General features: G+C 60.0%; 22 protein-coding genes and 2 pseudogenes. 10 read left to right on the forward strand and 14 right to left on the reverse strand.

Annotated features, from left to right (window positions below):
• The first annotated feature begins 176 nt into the window (after nt 1-176).
• The 4 genes from cphA to MESCI_RS30415 all read left to right on the forward strand — a co-directional run bounded on the left by cphA (nt 177) and on the right by MESCI_RS30415 (nt 5,797).
• On the forward strand, nt 177-2,957 hold the full coding sequence (gene cphA / locus MESCI_RS30400; RefSeq protein WP_164920092.1) for a cyanophycin synthetase: 2,781 nt from the start codon (nt 177-179) through the stop codon (nt 2,955-2,957).
• The gene (locus MESCI_RS30405) at nt 2,957-3,859 is read left to right on the forward strand and encodes an isoaspartyl peptidase/L-asparaginase family protein (RefSeq protein ID WP_013525045.1); all 903 of its coding nucleotides are present in this window, start codon (nt 2,957-2,959) and stop codon (nt 3,857-3,859) included. Before cphA ends, MESCI_RS30405 begins: the two co-directional genes overlap by 1 nt.
• A complete protein-coding gene (locus tag MESCI_RS30410) occupies nt 3,856-4,680 on the forward strand; it encodes a cyanophycinase (RefSeq protein WP_013525046.1) in 825 nt (274 codons plus the stop codon). Before MESCI_RS30405 ends, MESCI_RS30410 begins: the two co-directional genes overlap by 4 nt.
• A 259-nt stretch (nt 4,681-4,939) precedes the next feature.
• Nucleotides 4,940-5,797, forward strand: a complete 858-nt coding sequence (locus MESCI_RS30415) for an alpha/beta fold hydrolase (protein WP_224673125.1) — start codon at nt 4,940-4,942, stop codon at nt 5,795-5,797.
• A 633-nt stretch (nt 5,798-6,430) separates the two neighbouring features.
• Here MESCI_RS30415 and MESCI_RS30420 read toward each other — a convergent pair.
• The gene (locus tag MESCI_RS30420; protein WP_013525048.1) at nt 6,431-6,913 is read right to left on the reverse strand and encodes a DUF2269 family protein; all 483 of its coding nucleotides are present in this window, start codon (nt 6,911-6,913) and stop codon (nt 6,431-6,433) included.
• Entirely contained in the window at nt 6,913-8,199 is a 1,287-nt protein-coding gene (locus MESCI_RS30425) for an SDR family oxidoreductase (protein WP_013525049.1), read from the reverse strand. The genes MESCI_RS30420 and MESCI_RS30425 overlap by 1 nt, the downstream gene beginning before the upstream one ends.
• Here MESCI_RS30425 and MESCI_RS30430 point away from each other — a divergent pair.
• Complete coding sequence (locus MESCI_RS30430; RefSeq protein ID WP_164920089.1) at nt 8,104-8,580, forward strand: hypothetical protein; 477 nt, start codon at nt 8,104-8,106, stop codon at nt 8,578-8,580. The genes MESCI_RS30425 and MESCI_RS30430 overlap by 96 nt on opposite strands.
• 53 nt (nt 8,581-8,633) lie before the next feature.
• Here the strand turns inward: MESCI_RS30430 and MESCI_RS30435 are convergent, their stop codons facing one another.
• On the reverse strand, nt 8,634-9,158 hold the full coding sequence (locus MESCI_RS30435; RefSeq protein WP_013525050.1) for a YciE/YciF ferroxidase family protein: 525 nt from the start codon (nt 9,156-9,158) through the stop codon (nt 8,634-8,636).
• A 1,128-nt stretch (nt 9,159-10,286) separates the two neighbouring features.
• Between MESCI_RS30435 and MESCI_RS30440 the strand changes: the two genes are divergently transcribed.
• Nucleotides 10,287-11,255 carry a manganese catalase family protein gene (locus MESCI_RS30440; protein WP_013525052.1) on the forward strand — a complete coding sequence of 323 codons (969 nt, stop codon included), beginning with the start codon at nt 10,287-10,289 and terminating at the stop codon, nt 11,253-11,255.
• A gap of 125 nt (nt 11,256-11,380) precedes the next feature.
• Nucleotides 11,381-12,430 carry a chemotaxis protein CheB gene (locus MESCI_RS30445; RefSeq protein WP_013525053.1) on the forward strand — a complete coding sequence of 350 codons (1,050 nt, stop codon included), beginning with the start codon at nt 11,381-11,383 and terminating at the stop codon, nt 12,428-12,430.
• Nucleotides 12,431-12,561: 131 nt separating this feature from the next.
• On the opposite strand, the gene MESCI_RS30450 is transcribed toward MESCI_RS30445, so the two are convergent.
• The 6 genes and pseudogenes from MESCI_RS30450 to MESCI_RS30475 form a co-directional block, all read right to left on the reverse strand.
• Complete coding sequence (locus tag MESCI_RS30450) at nt 12,562-12,714, reverse strand: hypothetical protein (protein WP_155925010.1); 153 nt, start codon at nt 12,712-12,714, stop codon at nt 12,562-12,564.
• Between the two features lie 629 nt (nt 12,715-13,343).
• Nucleotides 13,344-13,952 carry an EF-hand domain-containing protein gene (locus MESCI_RS30455; protein WP_013525054.1) on the reverse strand — a complete coding sequence of 203 codons (609 nt, stop codon included), beginning with the start codon at nt 13,950-13,952 and terminating at the stop codon, nt 13,344-13,346.
• 169 nt (nt 13,953-14,121) lie between these two features.
• Nucleotides 14,122-14,325: pseudogene (locus tag MESCI_RS33440) on the reverse strand (IclR family transcriptional regulator domain-containing protein); the annotation flags it as partial.
• A 91-nt stretch (nt 14,326-14,416) separates the two neighbouring features.
• A complete protein-coding gene (locus MESCI_RS33395; RefSeq protein WP_082827633.1) occupies nt 14,417-14,752 on the reverse strand; it encodes a helix-turn-helix domain-containing protein in 336 nt (111 codons plus the stop codon).
• 1,703 nt (nt 14,753-16,455) lie between these two features.
• A complete protein-coding gene (locus tag MESCI_RS30470; RefSeq protein ID WP_013525055.1) occupies nt 16,456-17,187 on the reverse strand; it encodes a Crp/Fnr family transcriptional regulator in 732 nt (243 codons plus the stop codon).
• A gap of 659 nt (nt 17,188-17,846) precedes the next feature.
• Nucleotides 17,847-18,098 carry a hypothetical protein gene (locus MESCI_RS30475; RefSeq protein ID WP_024505862.1) on the reverse strand — a complete coding sequence of 84 codons (252 nt, stop codon included), beginning with the start codon at nt 18,096-18,098 and terminating at the stop codon, nt 17,847-17,849.
• A gap of 426 nt (nt 18,099-18,524) precedes the next feature.
• Between MESCI_RS30475 and MESCI_RS30480 the strand changes: the two genes are divergently transcribed.
• Nucleotides 18,525-18,746, forward strand: a complete 222-nt coding sequence (locus MESCI_RS30480) for a DUF768 domain-containing protein (protein ID WP_013525056.1) — start codon at nt 18,525-18,527, stop codon at nt 18,744-18,746.
• Nucleotides 18,747-19,343: 597 nt separating this feature from the next.
• Here MESCI_RS30480 and MESCI_RS30485 read toward each other — a convergent pair.
• The 4 genes from MESCI_RS30485 to MESCI_RS30500 all read right to left on the reverse strand — a co-directional run bounded on the left by MESCI_RS30485 (nt 19,344) and on the right by MESCI_RS30500 (nt 20,795).
• Entirely contained in the window at nt 19,344-19,532 is a 189-nt protein-coding gene (locus MESCI_RS30485) for a DUF982 domain-containing protein (protein ID WP_013525057.1), read from the reverse strand.
• A gap of 318 nt (nt 19,533-19,850) precedes the next feature.
• Nucleotides 19,851-20,243, reverse strand: coding sequence for a response regulator (locus MESCI_RS30490; RefSeq protein ID WP_013525059.1), 393 nt, complete (start codon nt 20,241-20,243; stop codon nt 19,851-19,853).
• Nucleotides 20,244-20,322: 79 nt separating this feature from the next.
• On the reverse strand, nt 20,323-20,565 hold the full coding sequence (locus tag MESCI_RS30495) for a DUF982 domain-containing protein (protein WP_013525060.1): 243 nt from the start codon (nt 20,563-20,565) through the stop codon (nt 20,323-20,325).
• Nucleotides 20,565-20,795, reverse strand: a complete 231-nt coding sequence (locus tag MESCI_RS30500) for a hypothetical protein (RefSeq protein WP_013525061.1) — start codon at nt 20,793-20,795, stop codon at nt 20,565-20,567. The genes MESCI_RS30495 and MESCI_RS30500 overlap by 1 nt, the downstream gene beginning before the upstream one ends.
• Before the next feature lie 1,084 nt (nt 20,796-21,879).
• Here MESCI_RS30500 and MESCI_RS30505 point away from each other — a divergent pair.
• Nucleotides 21,880-22,623 (forward strand): Crp/Fnr family transcriptional regulator, encoded by a 744-nt coding sequence (locus MESCI_RS30505; RefSeq protein ID WP_013525063.1) that lies wholly within the window; start codon nt 21,880-21,882, stop codon nt 22,621-22,623.
• Between the two features lie 9 nt (nt 22,624-22,632).
• Complete coding sequence (locus tag MESCI_RS30510) at nt 22,633-22,860, forward strand: DUF6894 family protein (RefSeq protein WP_013525064.1); 228 nt, start codon at nt 22,633-22,635, stop codon at nt 22,858-22,860.
• Between the two features lie 476 nt (nt 22,861-23,336).
• Here MESCI_RS30510 and MESCI_RS30515 read toward each other — a convergent pair.
• Nucleotides 23,337-23,672 (reverse strand): annotated as a pseudogene (locus tag MESCI_RS30515) (Crp/Fnr family transcriptional regulator); the annotation flags it as partial.
• Between the last annotated feature and the right edge of the window lie 15 nt (nt 23,673-23,687).

The following is a 23,687-nucleotide window of genomic DNA, read 5'->3' on the forward strand; positions in this document are numbered from 1 at the left end:
AGCAGGCGCATGCTTGGCCCGCCCCTTACGGCAGGTAAGATGACCAGAATCTGTTATTTGGCCAACATATGTTAAACATGCTTTTTGTTTCTCGATCGCGCAAAAATATTTGCGTTTCATCGTCGGGAACGTATCGATCCTCAAGAAGTTTGCGGGGCTAGTCAGGAGAACGGGCTATGTCGGGCAACGAAATTCATCAAGACGCCTCGCGTTTTCGCACCAGCATCCGTGTCGTGGACGCTCGCGTGTTCCGCGGACCTCATCTCTACAGCATGAGTCCAATGGTCCGGATCCAGATTGACCTCGGGGCCCTTGAGGCGTTCCCGACAGACAAGCTGCCCGGGTTTACCGAGGACATCGTTCGCCTGTTGCCCGGCCTTGCGGCCCATGGCTGCAGCTATGGCGTCGCCGGCGGGTTCGTCCGCCGTATGCAGGAAGGAACCTGGCTCGGCCACGTCGTGGAGCACGTCGCCCTGGAACTGCAGAACATGCTGGGCCACCGGGTGACACGAGGAAAGACACGTTCGGTCAAAGGCAGTCCGGGCACTTACAACGTCATGTTCGCCTACAATGATGAGGTTGTGGGGCTGCTCGCCGGACGAGTTGCGCTCGAGTTGGTGGATGGTCTCCTGCCGGCCAATCTGCATGGCCTCGAGGGGCTCGACGAGATTGCCGAAATGGACGGGCCATTCGATTTCGCAGTGAGGCTGCAGCAGCTCAAGGCTCGCGCCGCCGAGCGTGTCTTGGGCCCCACGACCGCCTCTCTGGTGCGCGAGGCCGGGAGACGGGGGATTCCCGCGGCGCGGCTCGATGACAGCAGCCTGGTGCTGCTCGGCCAAGGCAAGCATCAGAAGCGAATCCGCGCCAGCTGCACCGACCTCACTTCCGAGATCGCGACCGAAATCGCCTCCGACAAGGACCTGACAAAATTCCTGCTGCAGCAGGCCGGGCTAACGGTCCCCAGCGGGGAACTGGTGCGATCGGCGCAGGACGCGGTCGCGGCAGCGGCACGGCTCGGGTACCCTGTGGTCACCAAACCACTGGACGGCAATCATGGAAACGGCGTCAACATCGGCCTCGCAACCGAGGACGAAGTCCGCTGGGGCTTCGAAAAGGCGCGAGAACACAGCCGCAGCGTTATCGTCGAGCAGCACTTCGTCGGCTCGGACCACAGGATCCTGGTGATCGGAGGAAAGGTGGTGGCGCTTGCCGAGAGGGTCCCGGCACATGTCGTCGGCGATGGCCGGAGTTCTGTCGCCGAACTCGTCGAGGAGACGAACCACGACCCGCGACGGGGAGAGGGCCATTCTTCGGTGCTGACCCGCATCGACATCGACGAATGTGTCGAGCATTTCCTGTCAAAGTCGCAGCTCACGGTTTCGAGCGTTCCAGCGCCGGGTCAAATGGTGCTCCTGCGACCCACCGCTAATCTGTCGACCGGCGGGACGGCAATTGACCGGACGGATGAAATCCATCCGGAAAACGCGCTGATCGCCAGGCGGGCGGCACAGATCGTCGGTCTCGACATTGCGGGGATCGACTTCGTCTGCCCTGACATTTCCCGGCCGGTCAGCGAGACCGGCGGCGGCATCATAGAGGTGAATGCCGGTCCCGGGTTTCGCATGCATCTCGAACCGTCCTCAGGCCGCGCCCGCAATGTCGCACGGCCGGTGCTCGATCTTCTCTTCAGGGGTGGCAAGGACGGCCGCATCCCAATCTTCGCGATCACAGGGACAAACGGCAAGTCGACCACCGCCAGAATGCTCTCGCACATTCTTCAGGCGAATGGTGCAACGGTCGGGCTCACCTCGACCACCGGCGTCTACCTGAACGGCGAGCGGATCATGACAGGCGATTGCTCGGGTCCGCAAAGCGCCAGGATCGTGCTTCGCGAGCCAGGTGTCGATGTCGCCGTGCTGGAATGTGCACGCGGCGGCATCCTGCGCGAAGGCCTTGCATTCGACGCATGCGACATTGGCGCGGTGCTGAACGTCCATGGCGATCATCTGGGGCTGAGAGGCATCGACACTATCGACGACCTGGCGGAAGTGAAGTCGGTGGTCGTCGAGTCTGTCCGCCGCGGCGGGTGGAGCATCCTCAACGCCGACGACATTCACACCTCCGCGATGTCGCGCGAAGCAGGGGGCAGGATCTGCTACTTCTCGCTGCTGAACAGGAGCGACTGGCCCGATTTCCTGTGCAGCCACGTGGCGGAAGGCGGCCGCGCCGTGACGCGGGAGCGCAGCAGGGACGGTTGGGACATCGTCATCCACGAGGATGGGGAGTCGATGTTCCTGATGGACGTCGACGAAATTCCCGCGACCTTCGAGGGGGCCGCTGAATTCAATGTTGCCAACAGCTTGGCGGCCGTTGCGATGGCACATTGCCACGACATACCTGCGGCAACTATCCGCGCTGCATTGGCTGAGTTCACCACCTCGTTCGAGCATTCTCCCGGTCGCCTCAACGTCTTCGACGGACATGGTTTCCGCACGATCGTTGACTACGCGCACAATCCCGAGGGGTTGAAGGCGCTGGGAAAGCTCGTTTCCCATATGAAGCGCGGGTATCAGCGCACGATCGGCCTTGTCGCAATACCGGGCGACCGCCGCGATTGCGACATACGCGAGATGGGCGCGGTGGCTTCGCGAATATTCGACGTCATCGTCTTCAAGGAGGATGAACATGAACTGCGCGGCCGAGCCCCCGGAACGATCGCCGGCTTGCTGCGGGAAGGCGCCTTGAACGCCGGCTGCGCTCCAGGGCGCATACAAGCCGTCTGTCCCGAAAAAGAGGCCGTCGACGTGTGTCTCCAGCTTGCTCGGGAGAAAGACCTTGTCGTGCTCACCGTCGACGACGTTGAGGCGGTCTGGAGCCACGTGACCGGGTTTGAGGGCGCGGCACCTTCTCGGCGAGGGCCCGATCAGACCCGTGTTCGCCATCTGAGGACTGGCTGATGTGGTCGCTCATCCTGCACGGCGGCGCCAAGGAGATCGATCCAGAAGAGGAGGAGGCGCATCGCAACGGGTGCATCAAGGCGCTTGAGGCCGGTCGCGCCGTCCTGGCCGGCGGCGGAACTGCAGTCGACGCGGTAGAAGCCGCCGGTCGTGTCCTCGAGACGGACCCGACGTTCAATGCAGGATATGGCAGTGCCCTAAATTCGGACGGCGAGGTCGAAATGTGCGCAGGCGTCATGGAGGGCAGGAACTTCAATGTGGGCGCCGTCGCTGTGATCAAGGGCGTGCGCCATCCCATCAGTGTCGCCAAGGCCATGCTGCATGAGGAGCCAATCCTGCTGGCGTCGGACGGCGCCAGGCGTTTCGCGGCCGATAAACAACTGGAGCTTTGCGATCCGGCTGATTTGGTCACGCCGCAGCAACGCGATTTGGCCAGCAAGTCGGAGGCGAAGGATACAATCGGCGTCGTTGCCCTTGACCAGTATGGGGATCTCGCCGTGGGCACTTCGACCGGGGGACTGGACGGCAGCGCTCCGGGCCGTGTGGGCGATTCTCCGCAACCCGGTTGCGGCTACTACGCCGACAACCAGCTGGGCGCCGTGGCCTTTTCGGGAGACGGCGAGCATATCGCGCGAAAGGCTCTCGCCGCTCGCGTCATGCAGGAGCTTTCCGCGCGGCGCGCGCTTTCCTCTGGACAGGCAGCTATGGCGGGCGTTGAGGAGGTGCTGGAGCCCTCCCTCATGGAGGTTGAGGCGATCGGCGGTGAAGCGGGAGCCATCGTGCTTACCCCAACCGGGAAGTCCGGGTGGGCGCACAACAGCCGGGAGTTCGCAGTCGCGTTCATGACCAGCGAGGACAACCATCCGCATGTCTTCGTGCGCAAGAGAGACGAGGGCAGATGACCGACAGGAAGAAAAGGCGCCCCTCCAATGGCAAAGCCGGAACGCTTGTCATTATCGGTGGCCACGAGGACCATGACGGCGATCGCGTCATATTGAAGGAGGTCGCAAGTCTGGTTCCGAACGGGCGCCTGGTCCTTGCGACCATCGCTTCGCATGAGCCGGATGGCTATCTCGAGAAGTATCAGAAGTCCTTCGGCGAGTTGGGCATCAAGGAAGTCGTCGAGCTCTACGTCAACGACCGTCTCGAGGCGGCGCATGAAAAAAAAATAAGCGCGCTCGCAAACGTGAGCGCTGTGTTCTTCTCCGGTGGCGACCAGCTCCGCATCACCAGCCAGATCGGCGACACCCCCATCGACGAGCGGGTGCACGAAATCTATGAAGCCGGAGGCATAATTGCCGGCACCTCCGCGGGCGCGTCGGTCATGAGCGATACCATGATGGTGAAGGGGCCGAACGCTGCGTCCTTTCGGATCGGCCATATTCGCATGGCGCCGGGGTTGGGCCTGCTGCCGAATGTCATCATCGACCAGCACTTTGCGGAGCGGGGCCGCATCGGGCGGCTCATCGGAGCGGTGTCGCAGAACCCACGGGTCCTGGGCATCGGCATCGATGAAGACACGGCGATCGTGGTGAATGGCGAGATGTTCAAGGTCATCGGCAGCGGCGCTGTCTATCTGGTCGATGCAGCCGGCGTCACGCATTCCAACATCGCGGAAGGTGAACCTGATGCCGCCCTTTCCATCCATGATCTGAGGGTTCACGTGCTGAGCTCCGGCGATGCCTTCGATCTCGCGATGCGACGCCCGGTCGGGGTTCCGTGAGGCTTCGATACCCTGATGGCAAAGATGCGGCGGGACAGGCTGACCGAAATTGGCGACGTCGATGCCGATGCACAACCGCGACGCGCTCAACGGTGGGCCACCGTGCAGACCCAGCGCAGGAGTCAGTATGTTTTCAAACCGGATAAAACTCGCCACACTGTTTGCGGCTGCCGCCCTGTCGCTGGCGGCATACAATAACGCACGCGCCAGGAAGGCCTTGGCTCCCCGTTCGAGGGGACGCACTCTGAGGATCGATGGGGTGGACCTGAGTATCATCGAGAAAGGCAGCGGGCCTCCTTTGCTCCTGTTGCATGGCAATGGCTCGGTTGCGGAGGATTTTGCGGTCAGCGGCGTGCTCGACCTGGCGAGTGCCAACCATCGGGTCCTCGCCTTCGACCGGCCAGGTTTCGGCGGAAGCTCGCGACCGGCTCGAAAGCGCTGGTCGGCGTGCGAGCAGGCCGATCTCTTCCACGAGGCCGCCGCCAAAATAGGCATTCACAAGTACCTCGTGCTCGGACATTCCTGGGGCGCGTGGATCGCGCTGGAGATGGCCCGCAGGCACGCTCCCTCGGTCGCCGGCCTGGTCCTCGTCTCTGGATATTACTATCCCTCACCGAGGCTGGATCTCGCTCTTGCAGCACTACCGGCCATACCGCTGATGGGCTCGGCATTTCTTCACACCTTGCTGCCGCTCGCAGTAAGGCTCGGCTGGCCGTCGGCCATGCGAAAGATATTCCGGCCCGGGCCGATCTCGAACGTTTTTTCAGTGAGCACAAAGGAGGTCGCCAGCCGCCCCTCTCAGTTGCGCTCAGTCTGTGTGGAGACAGCCCTGATGCTCAGCGCGGCGCTGTTTACGAAGCCTAGCTATCGGGACATCGACGTGCCGACCGGAATCGTGGCTGGAGCAGGGGACAGGCTGTTCGACGCTCGGCGTGAAGCGGAACGCTTGCATGCCGAAATTTCAGGGTCACTGATGGAAATAATCCCGAATTCCGGGCACATGGCCCACCACAGTGACCCGCAGGCGGTGCTCGGAATGATCGACAAGGTCACCTGTATGCCTCGTCCACCAAAAGAGGGTGGCAGCAGCGACGCGCTCTCGCCAGCTGCGCGCTGACCATCATCGATCAGGGCAGCCTGCGCCTTGTCGTATTGGCAGCGCAGGGTACTTGCGCCGAGCCGGTTCGCCGGGCGTCGCCCATTGCCCCCAGGCTGAGAGCGCCCGACACCAAGCGGCCGAACTGCCTCCTGAAGGCACGGGTCACGCCGGCGATGGATCCGCAGCAGAGATCGCCGAATGAAAGGACTGCGGGAAACGCGGTCGCTGATTTGCTCAGGCCTGCCGGTAGATGTGGCCTTCGTCGACGGTGGTCAAACGGCGCGTATCTCGACTGCGGCCGGACGGCGACCTCGCCGAACCGCTCGGCAACACGATCGAGGCCCCGCGGCATGCGGGAGCGCCGTGCTCGGTGACGACAAGCTCGGGCTGCAATGCCGCAAGTTGCCACCGAAGTCGCCGACGATGCATTTCGAAGCCGTGCACGGGCGACGTGGATAGACGTGTCGTCGGCAATCAAAGTCCCGTCAGCCTCCCGCCACAGAGGTGCTCCGGCGATGGCCGGGAACCTGTGCAACCATAGCCACCCGGTATGTAGGAACGGAACGAGGCAGTCTGCGGCTGGCTCCATCGCCGCCCATTTGTTAGGCGCAACGATGTTGCAGACCGTGACGAGGGAGACGAAGTCCGGTGCTACAAGGCGAACCAATCGATCGAAGGCCGCGAAATCATCAGCCAGAAGATGGCGAGAACAGCCGCGAAGGCAGGAAAGCCGAACGCGAACCAGAGCCGAAACAAGGTGTCATAGCGTTGTGGTGGAGGTTGCTTCGCTGCCGCGGCCTGCATAGCGAGATTGCGCATCTCGATCTGCATCCACACGACTGGAAGCCAGAACAGCCCGGTGATGAAGTAGAGCAGGATCGAAAGCACAATCCACCCCTCGGTCAGCGAATAGCCGGAATGCCAGGCGAGGAATGCACCGGTGACAGGTTGGGCGACGACGGCGGTTGCAGTGAAGATGAAATCGGCGATCACGACGATGCGTGCGACCGCCGCGATGGTCGCGGAATTTCCGGTCCGGTGAGCGAGCAGCATGAAGAAGGCGATGCCGGCGCCGGTGCCCAGCAGCACGGCCGCGCCGACGACATGCAGGAACTTGAGCATGAAGTAGGTCATCAGCGTTCCTCCAGGACCGCCAGCGCGACAAAATGCAGAACCAGGATCGGCAGGATCTTCAGGAATGGGCCGAGCGGCTCGTTCCACAGTTCTGGTCGCAGCATGGTCCCCGCGATCGCATAGAAAAGAGCCACCGCAATCGCCCCGAACAGCCCCAGCCGACTGGTCGGTCGCCAGGCGATCAACGCGCCGACCGCCATGTCGGCCAGCGCTCCGGCGATGACCGCCGGTTCCGCCAGCGGACCGATGGCCGTGCCGACCAGCAAGTCGACCCCGCGGCGCCAGCCGGTGGTCACGGAAATGATGCCGGTCATGATCCAGAAGAAGGGCAGGACAGTAAAGATCGCCGGCTTGACAAAATAGAGACGGGCGAACCATCGCTCCTGCACCGTCGCGGGATTGAGCTTTAGCGCCGCTTCGAGGCTGGATGGTTGGATCCCTGTCGCTGTGATCCACGCCTGCGGGTCGCCGACAGCGCCCCGCACGATTTCCTTGGCCGCATTGCTGCGCATCGGCGGTCGCCAGCCGAGCAGAGCCGCCGCATCGCCGACCCGGTACAGGCCGGCCGCGACGCTACCGGGCAGAGTGAACTCTCCAGCCGGTCTCGACCCGAGCCAGCGGCGGTAGAGGCCGACCACCTTGCTCATCGGCAGCGCTTCAGGTCCGGCAAGGTCAAGCGCAAGGTGCGATGCGCTATCGGGCCGGAGAAAATGCAGGACAGTGGCGATCACGTCATCCAACTGTACGACCTGAAGCCGACCCGTGCTGGGCATCACCGGCAACAGTGGCAATGCGGCCAGTCCGCGAAACAGCGCACTCGCGCCGAACGCCGGCCGGCCCAGCACGACCGACGGGCGCAGGATGACCCAGTCCAAATCGCGCGCCATCAACGCCTGGTCGCCAGCCAGCTTGGTGGCCGAGAAGGCGGACGGCTGCAGCCGATCGACCCCGATTGCCGAGAAGTGAATGACTTTTCTCACGCCTGCCTGCTCACAGGCGGCAAAGAGGGCCGATGCGCCGCCCGCATGCACTCCGCCAGTGCTTTCTTGCGTGCTGTCCTGCAGCACGCCGGCGCAGTTGACGACTGCATCGACGCCTATGAGGTGCGGGCTCCAGTCCTGCGTCCGCAGCGCCTTTGCCATGTCTAGCAAGACAGGCGGCAAGCCGGTGAAGGGCGCAGTGCCGGCACGATGCAGCACGCGAACGATTTCATATCCATCGGCGGCCAGGCGCGCGCAAAGCGAAGCTCCAATCAGACCCGACGCGCCGGTGACGAGAACCCTCACCTGGCACCTGAAAACTGCAGTGACAGTCGCGCCTCATCCTGTCTGCACGCGGAGCCGGACGAAACAGCGGTGTCGCTGCGATCGGGCCGCACGATCGAGCGATTCCGCGCGCCTCGCCGAGGGCAGATGGAAGCGAGCGTCGCGGCGCTGCTGGCGCGTCCGGCCAGAGCTCCGACAGTTTCGAGCAACGATATCGAGCGGAAGCTCGGGTTGATTGTTCCTTTGGTTTCTACCATGGGCGCTGATCCCAAGCTGCCACGGATGTTCCTGCAACCATTCATGGGCAAGGCGAGTTGTTCGCGCAGGAATGATCGCCTCGGACGGTTCGGTGCAACGACCGTATCAACTATTTGCTCATGCACGCAGCGCCAGCCAACCTGATCGACGGTGTCGATGGACTCGATCTCCCTCCCGCCCAACGCGTTCAGCTAGATCTAAGCGGCATCTTGCAGCGCCCTTTCATTTACGTTGGTTTCTCCAAGCTGCGTCAACGCCTCGTCCGTTGCCTTCTCTTCGTCGAGCGTCTGCTGCAGCAGCGGAACCGCGTCATTCAAGCCGAGCAGCCTTGCCCAGGTTACCAATGTCCTATAACGGGCGATCTCATAATGCTCGACGGCCTGGGCAGCGGCAACAAGCCCGGCGTCGAGGGCCGGCGCCGCCTGGAACTCCTCCAGTATCTCCCCGCCCTCCTCAATGATGCCGTCGATCGCGGGACAGGTCTTGCCCTGCGCGCGCTTGCCGAAAATCTCGAACACCTGCTGCAGCCGCTCAACCTGACCCTCAGTCTCGTCGCGGTGCTTCTCGAACGCGGCGGTCAACTCTTGCGATTCGGGACCCCTGGCCATTTTCTTGAGGGCACTTAAGATCTTACGCTCCGCGTAGTATATGTCCTTCAAGGCTTCGTAAAATAGATCTTCCAGGCCCTTTGTGCTGCTCTGGGCGCTTTTCTTCGTCGCCATCTCCATGTCCCACTTCGAGTTCAATGCTTCGCGGCATATGCAGCTCTAACAACCAAGGCCATCGGTTGTTCCTCGCCCTCAAAGACATGGTGGGAACACGAGCAAGGACCGTGATCTCGCTCCGTTCTGGTCGGCACAACCGGCGCCATGTCGCCTCTGCGCCTGGCTAGCCTCGCGGCCGCTTGTCAAGCCGCCTGCCGCGCCTTAACCGGCGTTCTCGCCTATCGAAGTCGATTGCTGGTCACGCTTTCGCCGATCAATGTTGATAAGACGGCGGTCGGGGCCCGCGGCGCCGGAACGACCTCTTCAGCGTTTTGTGGGCAAGCTGCTGTGAGACCAGATCGCGCGCTTTTCGGCACATATTGCAAGCCACAATGGTCGCTCGGCTGCCTCTGCCGGTCTAAACGGGACCCGGCCCGCGGCATGCCCGGATGGTTGAAGCGGATTGTTGAAAAGGTGTGTCGGGGTGAACTAGATCATCCGCCGCCATCGGTTGCGACGATCGAGCGACGATTGCTCCTACCGGCCGCCCGACCGCCGTTTCGCTTCTTCATCGATCCTGCGACCTGAGAATCTTGAGTGCCTCGTCCTTGGTGAGGCCGCACTTTCGGGCAAAGTAGTTCGCTTCGATGGCCCTTTCGCGATCCGTCCGAGACGCGGTGTTCTGCTTGGCCTTCTTGCCCATCGATGCTATCGCCTCGATTATATCGCCTGCTGGTGATCAAGCGCCTACGCCGTGGGAGGGCTCACGCGGGGATCGGGTCACCAATCTTGCAGCTCCGCTGCCTGGCTCGAACTGTGGTTTGGCGCCTGGCGCCGGACTTTGCTGTGGCCATTCGGGATCTGTCATCCCATCGCTGTGACCTGCAGACGAATGCAGAGCCTCAGCAGTTTTTTCGCCGCTTTCATCGTGGGTTAGTCCCGACAACATGTTCGTTCCAGTACCCGGAGGAAAACGTGCGCGACCAGTCTTTTCCCATCTGGAGGCGCTCATTGATGTGCGTCCCGACACGAATTTCACCCCTAGCGCGCCATGGCCTCGCGGATCGGCCACTGCGTCACTCGATGCAATATGGAACAATCCTCGCAGGCGGATGTTGGGCAACCCAACCCCCTGGAGGATTGCCAATGTTCATGCACAACAAGCGCCTGCAATACACCGTCCGCGTTTCGGAGCCTAATCCCCGCCTGGCCTGCATGATCATGGAACAATTCGGTGGCGCCGATGGTGAGCTTGCCGCGGCGATGCGCTATTTCACGCAAGGCCTCGGCGAGGATGATCTTGGCCGTCGCGACATGTTGCTCGACATAGCCACTGAAGAACTCAGCCACCTTGAGGTGGTGGGATCGATCGTCACCATGCTGAACAAGGGGCTCAAGGCACAACTTGCCGAAGGCCAGATGAAAGAAGCGGACCTTTATGTGATGATCGGCGCCAGCGGTACGACAGCCAAGGAATCCATCCTGTTTGGCGGTGCTCCCGCGCTGTGCGACTCAGCCGGCGTTCCCTGGACCGCGGCCTATGTCGACTCACGCGGTGAACCTACCGTGGATTTGCGGTCGAACATCGCCGCTGAAGCGCGCGCCAAGATCGTTTACGAACGCCTCATCCACATCACCGATGATCCGGGCATCAAGGACGCGCTCGGCTTCCTGATGACACGCGAGATCGCTCATCAAAAGTCATTTGAGAAAGCACTCTACGCCATCGAAAACAATTTCCCGTCAGGCAAGCTCCCGGGCATCGAGAGGTACGCCAGCATGTACGTCAACACCTCTCAAGGTGACGGCGATACCAATGGTCCATGGAATTCCGGCGAAGAGTGGGATCGGATCGATGACCTTGAAGAGGTGATGCCCGTCGACGGCGGAGACGGCTTGGCAACCGTCAAAATGGGCGCCAGAGACATGAAGGTGGTGGCCAAGATGGCCGACCGTACTCTTTCTGATCCGGCGTCCGATCCGATCACGGGCGCTGATCTAGGTGCCGGTCCGGGAGCTGGCCGAACCAAGAACGCGGATTTTGGCGGCGCGGCAAGCATTCAGGAGGCCCCGGCCGTGGCCGAGGCTGCTGTCAAACGCGCACGTAAGCGTTAGTTTGGACTGACCTCATTGCGGGCAACTATGTTCGGGTCAGGAAGCTAACGACGAAAGCAGGGCATCCGACTGGCAGCAGCGGACTGGCCGGAGTGCTCGCTATTTGTTGAGTGGGTGAAGCACATATGGCCACCGCCGCACCACGATCAGAGTCGGAACATGCGGGGCAGTCGGAGAAGGTCCGTGCCTACGGTTGCGAGAACCGGTGCATTGTCGCAATCGGAGCCTCGGCGGGGGGCCTCGACGCGCTGAAGAGACTTGTCAGGGATATTTCGCCGGACATTCCGGCGGCCCTCCTCATCGTACAGCACGTCGGTCTCACGAGTTACCTCGGCGACATTCTCGGTCGCGCTGCCAACATGCCGGTAGCGAATGCCGCCAGCGGCACGAAGGTCAGAAACGGGCACATCTTCGTTGCACCGCCCGGAGCTCACCTGCTTTTACATGATGATCACATGCTGCTGCGGCGCGGGCCGCGGGAGAATTTGGCGCGCCCTGCCATCGATCCCCTTTTTCGATCAGCGGCCTGCAGCTTTGGCGGCAGCGTGATTGGTGTCGTGCTCACGGGCAGCCTCTCCGACGGGACCGCCGGCTTGCGCGCCATCAAGATTTGCGGAGGGGTCAGCGTGGTCCAAGATCCCGACGACGCTGCAGTACCCGATATGCCGCTGAGCGCCTTGCAGAATGTGGAAGTCGACCATTGCGTCGCCCTGTCCGAAATGGCTGGCCTGTTGCGCAGGCTTGCGTCCGAACTCGCAGGGCCGACACCAGAAATCCCGCCTGTCATCCGCCTTGAGGCTGCGATTGCTGCTCAGGAGCACAGCACAATGGAACAGACAGAACGCCAGCTTGGCATCCCCTCGATATTTGTCTGCCCCGAATGTCACGGACCGCTTTGGGAGATCGAAGACGGGCCGATTACCCGTTACCGTTGTCACACCGGACATGCATTCGGAGCGGACGTTTTGATGCAGGCCCAGGCGGACGATGCGGAACAGGCCCTTTGGAGCCTTCTAAGAGCGCACCAGCAGCGGGCCGAGTTGGCGAAACGGACGGCGAAACGAGAAGCCGCTCGGGAAAGACATAGCTTGGCCAGCCAAATGGCTACGCGGGCCGCGGAACACGAAGCCGACGCGAAGCTTATTGAAGAAATTATCCATCGTCGAAGGCCGTGACAAAACATACGCCCCGACAACCATGAACTTATTTCGGTCCGGGGCTCACGGTTACCGGGTTGGCGGCGTCACTTGCCGGAGACCATGATCCCACAGAGACAGCAAGGGTGTCGGCAAAGAACGATATTAGGTCACATCAGCGTCAGGCGGACGTCGCGCAGGGCATTCAACAGAAATTCCGAACCATCTCCACCCCGCTCCAAAACGCCAACTTCAGCAGAAATGCTGGGAATTGCCAAGCCTCGGCTATCCGGAACAAAATACCCGACAGCAGCTTTGGCCACGAGCTAACGCTCGTGTCGCGGGTTCACCAATTGAAGTATGGCGCCGCCGACGAATGCGGCCTCGGCCGCCTGGAGAAACCCGATGTTTACAGATAAGATTGCTGCAAGAGGTCTGCAATGCTGGTCGAGCAATATGTCGAATCCAGAAAAAGGCGACATGACGTCATTTCTACCTCGACGGCAGAAGCCGCCATTCGGGAGGGTGCTCCCGAATGGGCAGATTTCCGGAAGAGCCTTTCAGATAATTGCGGGAAACCGTGTGCAAAAATCGCACACGAAAGTTTCTTTTTTCGTTCCCACGACACTGCAGCCGACAGTCATTCGGACATACTTTTGCCGACGACATTGGCCGCTTTTTCGCCGACGTTCGCTGCGTTATCCGTGGGGCCGCAATGTCGCCGCCAATTCCCCTGGGGTTCCTGGAAGCTTTTCGAACTTTCTGGGTCGCGCGGCAGCCCAAATTGCGGGTGCTCATGGACAAAGTAGGATTGATTCGGCTTTCCATGGCTTTGAAGGATCAACCCCCTGGCACGTCGCGCCCGATAGCGCAACGCCATTACTTCCACCCGCTCGCGCTCGACGCCGCCCGCTCGCCGCTCCGTCTGAAGTAAGTCCTCACCTCTAAACAGCTACGGCATGTCTTCGCTGTTTCGGCCATGCATGTTGGAGCCGTGCATGAAGGACTGGATTTCGTCCAGATCGATCTTGCCATCACCATTCTCGTCGATGTTGCTGAAGATCCTGCCGACCCCGCCTTCAACCTCGTTCTGGGACAATGAACCGTCGCCATCCGTGTCCAACAGTCCAAACACCAGTCGCATGCCGGCACCGCGCATCATTTGGTGACCACGGTGTCGAGCCATTCTGTGTCCTCTGCCCCAGTCGCCACGATTTAGCCAATGGTCGCCATGACGGCTAGCTTCATCGGGGCGGTCAGCATCCTTGATGCGGCCGTCCTGGTTCATGTAGCGATCTTCCTCATCGCGGAAACCTTCCTCAGAACCGCGATCCTGCTTCATTCTCTCCCGGACCGCTTGCTCAACCATCTGGCGGATCATTTCGCGTGTTGGTCCGTCCGCTTGTCGGTTGATATCCGGCAACTGCCCGCCGACCGGCTGTTCGGTGGCCGGAGGGGGTGCGGGTGTCGAGGGGGCCGGTGTTCCGCTTGTCTGGGCCAACGCGGGGAAGGTCAGAGCTATGAAAGCGGCCGCGGCCGTCGTGACGTGTGAATGTCTCATGGCGTGCTCCATCTATCGCGCCTGCTTGCTTGGAAGGCCAAACTGGAGCTCGATCTGTTTGTTCCCTGAGGGGACTAGGTTCCGGCGAAGGCAAGCTGCTCGTGAGCCCTTGGGCCAAGCCTCGAATGCCTGTGATTAATGAAGCGGCTAGTTCGGCTTCCGCAATGCGTCAAACGATTGCCCCGGCGATCGCCGCGATTGGGCGGTCAAGGGAATTCAGCACCGGGGCCCCAAAGCAGATGATCCCGTCCGCAACCTGCTGGTCGTCGCAGCTGAAGCCATTCGTGCGGATATCGCGCATTTCAGCAATGAGGTCGTCAATAGTTTGCACGCTTTCTGTGTTCGAGGCTCGGGAAGACCATCGGCATAGAGCCGCCGTACTTCGAAATCGCTCATCTGGCTGAGAAAGGCTTTGCCGGTGGCCGTAAAGGCTGCGGGCAAACGCATTCCTGGACGGAACTGGATCAGCGAATGGCTAACGCTCGAATTGCGTGCGGCGAGATAGAAGACCTCTCTCCCTTCGAGCACCGAAAGGATAATTGTTGCCCCCGGGCAACTCCGTCTCGCCAACTCCGTCGCCACGTCGGATTGCTGGGCAAAGGCGTTCGACCATCGCATGACGGGGGGCCTAACTGGAAGGTCTGGTCGCCGCGGCGTATCAAGAGCTCCAAGTGTACGAGCGTCGAACATAGCGCATGCGCAGAAGAACGCGCGATTCCAAGCTCGCGAGCCAGATCCGATAGCGTTGGGGAAGTTCGTGATCTCGCGACGATGTCCAAGATACGCACCCCACGGTTCAGGGCAGGGGGAAGGGCCGCTTTCGCGCCTCGTTTTGATTGATCTCGGTGTCAGCCATGGCCCCTCCCAAGCGCGTCACGCCTAAACCTTGAGGTGACAGGGCCGCAGATAGCGAGCCATCGGGCAAAAATCGAAAGGCCGGAAGGGTTGCCGTACGGTTTACAAGGCAACGACGCTAGGTCGTTCGAACAAAAACCGCGCTGTCGAGATTGGGTCATTGCACTGTTCCCATTCGGTGCTTTCCCCATGAGAACTGCCCACTGGCCTGACGGCTGGCGGGCTTTTTTGTATCGGCGGAACCTTATTACTCATGCTCAGTTCTTGGCGGCAGCGCCCCGCACGCTGCTGGCCAAGGAAAGGCAACCCTTGGCCGGGCCCGCATCGGTCCTCACCCAAGCGGTGCGGGCCCACTGTCGATGCTGCCGAGCCCGTCTTCACACCCTTGGGCGTATCTTTCGAACAGTTCCACCTTTTCTGGATAAGGAAGGCGGTGTAAACGCTGGCAACCTTCGCACCGATAGTGGGCGGCAACGATGAACCAACGCCCTGGCTCAACCGAAGATAGTTTCTGGGAGAGCGGCATCAGGTCGCGTAACTCAAACTGCCGACGCCAGAATCAGCGTTATCCCCACCACCGTCGACCTTGTCGGACGTGTGAAGACCTTGAAGCGAGAGGACAAGCTAGGCCACGCGACTTTGCGGGCGATCCGTGAGGCGAAATCGTGAGGTTAAATGAAGTAAGCCCGCCGCTGAGCACACAACAACAGCGACGGGCCTTGCTCGCCTACGCTTGGTGGGGATTGATAACCAAGCTGAACTTAACTTGGATTTCAGAAACAGGTTCCAGCGCTACCAAAAGATTTGATCGCAGGTGGCCCGGCACCGGGTCTCGAAATCGGTGGCGGGGCCTTGCTCGGCTGTTTCAAGGAGATTTCCTTACCAATCGCGTCCCGAACTTCCATTTCAGAGACATGTTCCCTGGTCGTGGGACAGACACTTCAGCCTTTACAGGACGGCTTGATTTGGGGGGCCTTGGGCGTCGCTAGTGCTTGAAGCGAAGCTTCTGCAAAGTCCGACCGTAGATGAGCGAACAGCAGAGGCGTCCCTGACTTCCATGCGGACGCAAGCAAGCTCGTCAAGCAAGACACGCCCGCTGGCGCATAAGGTTGGCACGGATCGCACGCGAAAGCTCGATGTCGCTGAGGCGTTGGGAATGGGAAAAGTCAGCCCGATGTAGCACCTTCGTTTATTGATCACCTAATTGCCCACTGCTGCGGGCGTAGGCGGAGATCGATCAGGTCCCCGCAGATCTGACAATGCCCGCTATGCGGATAGCGACGGCATCAAGTCCGCCCTGGCAATCTCGTCAGGACGTGTGCCGCCGCTTCGGCCGTGTGGGCAGTGCACCCGAGAAGGTCGCCACCGCCTAACCTTGCCGGGTATTGGCGACGCCGGCCTATTGGCGACGCAATCCCAAACTCCCCACGATCCGTCGCTCAATATGACAGTTGAATCTGTGCTGGTGATTTTCCATGCAACCTCGAGGGGAGAGATGGTTCTGCTTGGAATGGGAAGCGTGGTGGGCTGGGTGGCGTAAGGCCAAGGTATAGTATGCCAACGACGTTGATCTCCCTGAAGGATGTCGATCTGAAGCGCCGGATTGCGAGATGATCTCTAATGGCAACCGGTTGTGCTCACCAATGATCTAAGTCAGGTCTGGAGACGAGCGGATGTCTCCAAGCAGCCTCACGTAGTCTGCCTCCGGCTGACCGTAGGTGCCATTTGCAGATGCCAGAAGGCCGCTGCGGTCCCGGATACGCACTTCGCCACGTCGGGAATAGATGAACCCGCGTCCTTCCAGCACCTGAAGCCCAACGGTAACTCCCGGACGCCTCGAGCCCAGCATGATGGCTAGAAACTCATGGGTGATCACAACGCGTCCACCGTGGACCCGATCATCACACATTAGAAGCCATCGCGCCAAACGCTCTTCAAGGTTTGCGCGCGCGTTGATCAGCGCCGTATAGCTGGTCTGGATGTGGAGATACTGGACATAGCGCAAGAGTAAGAGGCGCAGCGTCGGGCTGTTCGCGAGTGCCGCCTTGAATGGCTCAGCTCCGATCCTGAAAGCGTTGCCGGGCAGCTGGACAAAACATTCATGCGCGGCATAGTCAGCCCCCATCACGAGCGCCGCACCAGTCATTCCCTCAAAACCGATAAGCGCAACCTCGGCTTCCCTCCCCAAGGTCCTCGCAACCACAGAACCGATGCCGTCCTCCAGGAAGTACACCGTAGTGATCTCCGAAGCGGCTTGCTCCAGATTCATTCTCAAATTGAGGGCACATGGCTCAAGGTGTGGCTGCAGAAGCGCTAGGTCATCGGGGTTGAGCCGACACAGCAATCCGTTTTTATAGGAATTGTTCTTTGGATTGGTCATGGCTCAATCCCGCCTGGGGCAAGAGCTTTCCAATCTCCTTGCCGTCCGCGCCCGTAAAAACGTGCAGACGATCTTGTGACGCTACGCCTCTTGGCGCGACAATCATAGGAGAATGCGAATCGATGCACGGCGAGCCCCCGCCACCGTGATTACAAAAGACTTGGAAGAAATGTCAGAGTTGGAAACGTACCGAGCTCGGGTTTGTACTAAACCGACATTCTGACGCCCCGGCCTGCCCGTCTTCATTTTGCCTGACCAGCGGAAGCGGCAACGGCCTAGTCTTGGCTTCTGACAGCAACGATGCGAGGCATGGCCGAGCCTCGCTTCGACTCCCGTGCCCGTCTCGCCATCTTGTACCTTCGTCGCGACCTGACTGCTTCCTCCGCCTGCTCGCGCGACATCTCCCCCGCGCGGCCAAACGGCTTCTTTTCTGGCATTCGATTGTCGTTGGCACGTTGGGTCACTGCCATGTCCGTCTCCGTTCGGAGCCGAACTTCGATTTGCCGGAACTATTCCATGCAGCACCCGCTGGTAATGAGCGTGTTTTGAGCTGAGGTGAGGCGTTGTGAGGTCAAATTCCGTCGCGCTGCATTTCTAGCCTTGCCTTAGAAACGCCATCCAGAATCCGGTGATAAAGCACGTCGAGCAAGTGGAGGTATTCAATCAATCTTGCCGGGCCGACCGGCCTTGGATTCCTCCAAGTCCAACTGGGCGCGACTGGCATGAACCAATGCTGCGATCAAATTTTCGTCGGCTGACTTTTTGCCAGTGTAGAGGCGCACAAGCTCGCGCGCCTGGACCTTCCAATTGGAGTCCGGGCTATCCCGGACGGCTGACGTAAGAGCCCGGGAGAGTATGTCGAAATCCAACAACGAAATACTCGGTCGGCTTCCTTTCACGATCAAATCCATCCTGTTGATCTGCGGCGTTCGCGACACTCGAAAGGTGGACAATGACCAGCATCGGCATCACCCAAAATAGGTCCATTCCTTCACGTGCTCAAGTTTCGGAAGCTCTCGCTGACCGATCATAGGACGCAGCGGCGCAGCGTAAATACCGCAGGGCAGCACCACTGCAATAACAAAGGTTAAGCGGTAGGCACAAAGCCGACTAGCTGCGGTTTCCAGCTTGCCTCTTCGGCAGCCCTGCCGATGACCGAACGCGTCAAAGATAAGCGGAACCTAATCTCCCGGCGTAGCTTGTCTCGATATGAGCGATCATGCCGAGAAACTAGTACCTCGCCCTCCACCAAGGTGGCAGAACCCGAAAGGAATTCTGATCTCGGCCGCTGTCGCTGTGCTTGCGTTCTGTGCTCTTCGCGGCTCGTGGAACTTTAGATGAGCACACGCGGCATCAACTTTCTGCACAAGTGGATTGCTAACGACATCCCAGAGACGGCGCCTCCCGACGCGGTCTCAATCGGTGAACTCACCCACAAGCTGCTAGCCGACGCCAAAGCGGTCGGCATCAAGAGAATAGAGCTGGATGAGGATGTGGATAGCCTTTACCGCATTTTCGTCGAAGCCATCGCTCACTTCGACGCCGGAATTCCAGAGTAGGTCCGCGGAGCTACGGTCTCATTCAAAAAGCGGATGCATCCGCTGGTGGGATTTTTATCAGATGGCGATGCCGTTCGAACAACACCAGCTTGTCTGGGTAGCCGAGACGAATCTTGGCATTGCAGGCCTCGCAACGAAACATGGATATTACCTTGAACCATGATCCTCGCCTTACAATAGGATGGCAGCATTTGGGGCAGTCGAAAACGAGCTCCGCATCTCCCAACTCGTCAGGTATGGGCATTGAAAGTCCTTTGTGGGGAGTTTGATCCATCCGGCAAACTGCGGTCAGGGTAAGCCCCGTGACGGTTGTAGAAGATTGGGTAGTCATAGGTCCATCCCACGCTACAATCCCTTTCAAGGCTAGGGTTCGCCCCCCGTGCGAACCGACGACCGCGGGGAGGGACGTAGCTGTGGCCGCCCACGCAACATCGATCTCCCGAGACAGTTCCTTACCGGAAGCCAAGCTCGGACCAATGCGTTTTGGCGGCGGGACTTAGGTCCGGCCCGTGAACTCCGCCACGTTTGTATCTGGCTTGGTCTTCAGCGAGCTACCCATCCGGTAATGCTGCCCGCAGGTGTCGACGGGGTGGCGGGCTAGTCAGTCTTTTCATGAGCAGCTCGGAACTGCCCCTCCTCGAAGCACCTCCGCGCCTCTTGAGCCGTCGCCTCACCGGCCATAGCGGCCATGCAGGCGCGGACAGCTTGGTTCCACTTAGGGCCACGCTTTGTCCATTTCACCAGATATTCGGAAGCGACCTCCACGCTGTTGACGTTGTAGGTCATGCCGGGTCGCCCCCCGATGACGGGAACCGGGGGTGAACCAGTGGGTTGCCATCATACGACCCTCCCTCGCGACAATCGACGCTTGAGGTCTTCGGCATTCAGTATGCCTACCAGATCTTCGGCGTATTCCTGATCCAAATATTCCGCCGGTGCCCCCCATGCATCGGCTGGCTGGCCGGTAAACACGTCGAATACCGTCCAGCTCTCGTCCGAGTCTTGCCTTAAGCCGTATCGCAGTTGCACCACGCGGCTAATTTAGGAGATCGGAATGTCTGATGCAAATGTCTGAGCGAGGGGATCGTGTGACTGGGGGGCACGTCAGCCAGGAGCTGCCAGCCCTGCTTGTGAATTGAGAAGGTTTGCGAGGCCCGTGATGATCTGGGGCATAACGAACGGCTTGGTTATCATGAGGCTGTTTGGCACTCCAAGTGACGGCCAGTCCTCCGCACCATCGCCACTCATGTAAATGACTGGCAAACTGGGGTTGACGGTCCGCATGTGACGGGCGACGTCCCAGCCAGTGGGGCCTTCTCCGATCCTTATATCGGTCAGGAGGGCTGCGACACCATCCGGGTTACGATCAAAGGTCGCGATGGCATTGTCCCCTTTATAGACGGCAATCACCTCGAACCCGGCTTCACGCAGCGAGTGTTCGATATCCAGGAGGATAAGGCTCTCATCCTCCACGACCAGGACGGCACCTGAGTTCATTCGACGCCAGCTTCGCTCGTTGGTATCCGGGCATGCAACGGTGGCCGGCTGCGAATGTTCCTCGACGCCCCTAACATTGCTAATCGGGCAGCAGCATTTCCTCCTCCTCAGCCGCATCCTCGAAGAGTACACGGAAGTCGTTGGTCGGCATCTTGCCATCCATCGCCGTCAGGCAGGCCTCCGCCGCCAGTCGCCATTTGGGGCCACGGTTGGACCACTTCAGTAGTTCCTCGGCGGCAGTGTCGATACGGCTGATCCCAAGGCGGAATCCCGGTCTGTCGGTCTTGACGTAGACAGGCGGGTTGAACCAACGAAGGGGCATCAGGATTCGCGCACGTCGAACGCAACGAAAAGCTCCCGTTTCGTGGCACAATCGACGATCATCGCGACCAACTGGCAGTCCGTCTCATGGAGATAAAGGCCGCGCTCGCGCACTGCTGTAATGGTTGCTTTCACGGAAATTATGGCGCCCGGTTGAGGGCCCAAAAGGCTCTCTCGAACCAGCTCCTTGGCCGTCGTCTGCGCAGGCCGGACAGGTGTTTGAATGTCCATCCCATCCTCCCAGAGAGACAGAACCTCAATCGTCTATTCTGTGGCGCACTTTCTGAAAAAGACAAGTACCAGAAGCGTACAAAGCGGGTAGTAACGGGCGCGACCTTCTTGGGTCTGTGCGCTGTCATCAGACCATCCATGGGCGCTCATGGTCATCCAAACACAGCGCGGAAGGTCGGCCACCCCGAAGGAAGAATGTGCCTGTTCGGACATACATCGTCCGGAAGATGGTGGGATTACGGTCGCAGGAGCGCGCCGCCAAACTGCGCCCATAAGCGTTCGCACTCTCTCGCCCTTAGGCTCGGCGTCGCCGGTTCGCCGTAGAAGACCATGGCTCGGCGAACGTCGTATCCAGCACCGATGCGTTCGCCACGAATTGAATGGCCATTCCCAAGGTGATGGGAGCGATTTTGGCACCCGCTTTGGTCGTGAGGTCAACCACACCGAACACTTCCGCACTGGCACGCCTGCCAGCCAAAACGGCCCTCGAGATGGCACTCTTCACGGCGAGGAGCATTTCGGTCAGTCGTCCGCTGAAACGGCTCTACAAACTCTCAAAAGCAAGGTTTGTTCCCGGTCACGCGGCATCTCCCCAAGTGCCGGCTGCAAAAACCAAACTGGATCACGCGGCCTTTCTCATACCTGTGTAGTTGATATCAATCTGCTCGACCGGAAGGTCAGGCCGCCTAGCCCAGTTCCTCTCAGCGTCAAGCAGTTCATTCGGCCCAGTCAAGCCGTTCATGAACAGCCTGAGCACGTGCGCAGCTATGCGCTCTCCTCTCTCCGAAGCGAGAGGTACGCCGCGCTCGTTGCAGACCGTGTGACAAACGTGGGCCAGCATCTCAACATCGCTCGGCTCCAAAAATCGGCCCGGATACAACATACCATTTCCTTGTTAGACGATTGCGATGGATGTCCCTTACGCAAGGTCAGCGGCAGCCACAATCAACTATGATAGTGACGTCTCGACGCTGGCAAGAAAGCAGGTCGGTCGCGCTGGCTGGCCACGGGCCGTCTGCTCTGGGCAGCGCGGCGGAACATTAGCGCCCGCTGTAAGTTGGGCGCCAACCCCAACAGGTTCTTCATGGCGCAGGTTCCTTCCTCGAACATTTTGATCCGCAAGCTCCAGACCATCTCGGAACTCGCAGAACCAGATATTGCAATTTTGGGAAATGCCCGGATTGAGGAGAAGCAATATCAGGCCAACGCAGACATTCTGCGCGATGGCGACCAGCCGACGCTTTCGTTTGTTGTTCTTGACGGCATGATAGGCTCGACCAAAATGACAGGCGACGGCAAACGCCAAATCACCTCCTTTTTTGTTCCCGGCGACATTCCCGACCTTCATGGACTGCATCTGTCGGTCATGGATTGCACCTTTACGGCTCTAATGCCCTCTCGGGTGGGCTTCATGCGGCACGACGCTCTTCGCTCTATTTGCGACCAGCACCCTTCGATAACCACAGTGTTTTGGCGCTCGACGCTTGTCGATGCGGCGATCTATCGAGAGTGGGTCACCAACGTCGGAAGACGCGACGCCTATACTCGCATGGCTCATATTTTGTGCGAACTTATTGTCCGCCTCCGCGCAGTCGGCCGCATAGAAGATCATGTGGCCCGCCTTCCGATAACGCAGGCTGCGCTCGGTGATGCGCTCGGCCTTTCCACCGTACACGTGAACCGAGTTCTTCAGGATCTTAGACGCGACGGCCTGATATCCACCGTGGGCTCGCATTTTCATGCAACCGACTGGTCAGGGCTCGTTCGCGCCGGGGATTTTGATGGGATGTATCTGCACCAAAGGGCCGCTGACGTGTTGCGCCAATAGAGGTGTTCCATGGCGAGATATTTCTTTGACAGCAGTGTCCGCGACGAGCTCATAAAAGACGATGAGGGGATCGAATGTGATGGGATCGAGGAAGCATGCCGAGAGGGCATGGACGGGCTCAGAGATTTGGCGCTTGAATTCTTCAAGGACCCCGATGGGCAGCAATTGGCGATCTATGTCAGGGACGAGGCTGGTGAAAGGCTGCTGAGCTTGAGCATCACCCTTCAGGGAAGCTGAGTGGCTTTGAGCTTACCCGGTTTCGCTGTGTAGCCGCGCAGGGGCTCCAGCGTGCGAACCCGCCGTACGCATCGGCGGGGCCTTACGACAGACCGCCGGGACCGTTGTGCCGCAACCAATGAGCCGGTCGGTTTGCGAACGTCAATAGCGCCGAGGAAGGCTAATCGGCGGGTCGCGCGGGACTCATGGTGGTGCGCGGTCTCAGCGCCCAGAAGACCTCGATCACGAGTAGACGCGCGTCTTGCATGGGCCTGGCCTGCGCGAGGCTGTTCTTTGGGCAAGAAAGTGTTAAGACCGGAACATCCGTGCGCGCCCAGGGTTGGATTGCAATCGGGTCGCATCGCGGCTTCCGCAGCCGTTTCGTGTCACCGGCAATGTGGGCGGGACGGGCTGTATTGCTGGCGCGAGGCGCAGGTGCTTGGATCACTGCGGTCTACGTCCGGCATGCTTGGAGCGCTATAATCGAACTTAGAGCGCTATAATCGAACTAGCCGAACGTAATCGGCTTCTGGCTTGCCGTAGGTGCCGTTTGCGCAGGCCGCAAGTCCGCTGCGGTCCCTGATGTGCACTTCGCCACGTCGAGAATAGATGAAACCACGTCCTTCCAGCACTTGCAGCCCAACGGTAACGCCTGGGCGTCTTGCTCCAAGCATGACGGCAAGAAACTCATGGGTGATCGCAAGGCGCTCGCCGTGGACCCGATCGTCACACATTAGGAGCCAGCGCGCCAACCGCTCTTCAAGGTTTGATTTTGCGTTGATCAGGGCCGTATAGCTGGTCTGGATGTGGAAGTAGTGGACATAGCCCAACAGGATACGCCCTCTGGC

This window comes from Mesorhizobium ciceri biovar biserrulae WSM1271, assembly GCF_000185905.1.
GTDB lineage: Bacteria > Pseudomonadota > Alphaproteobacteria > Rhizobiales > Rhizobiaceae > Mesorhizobium > Mesorhizobium ciceri.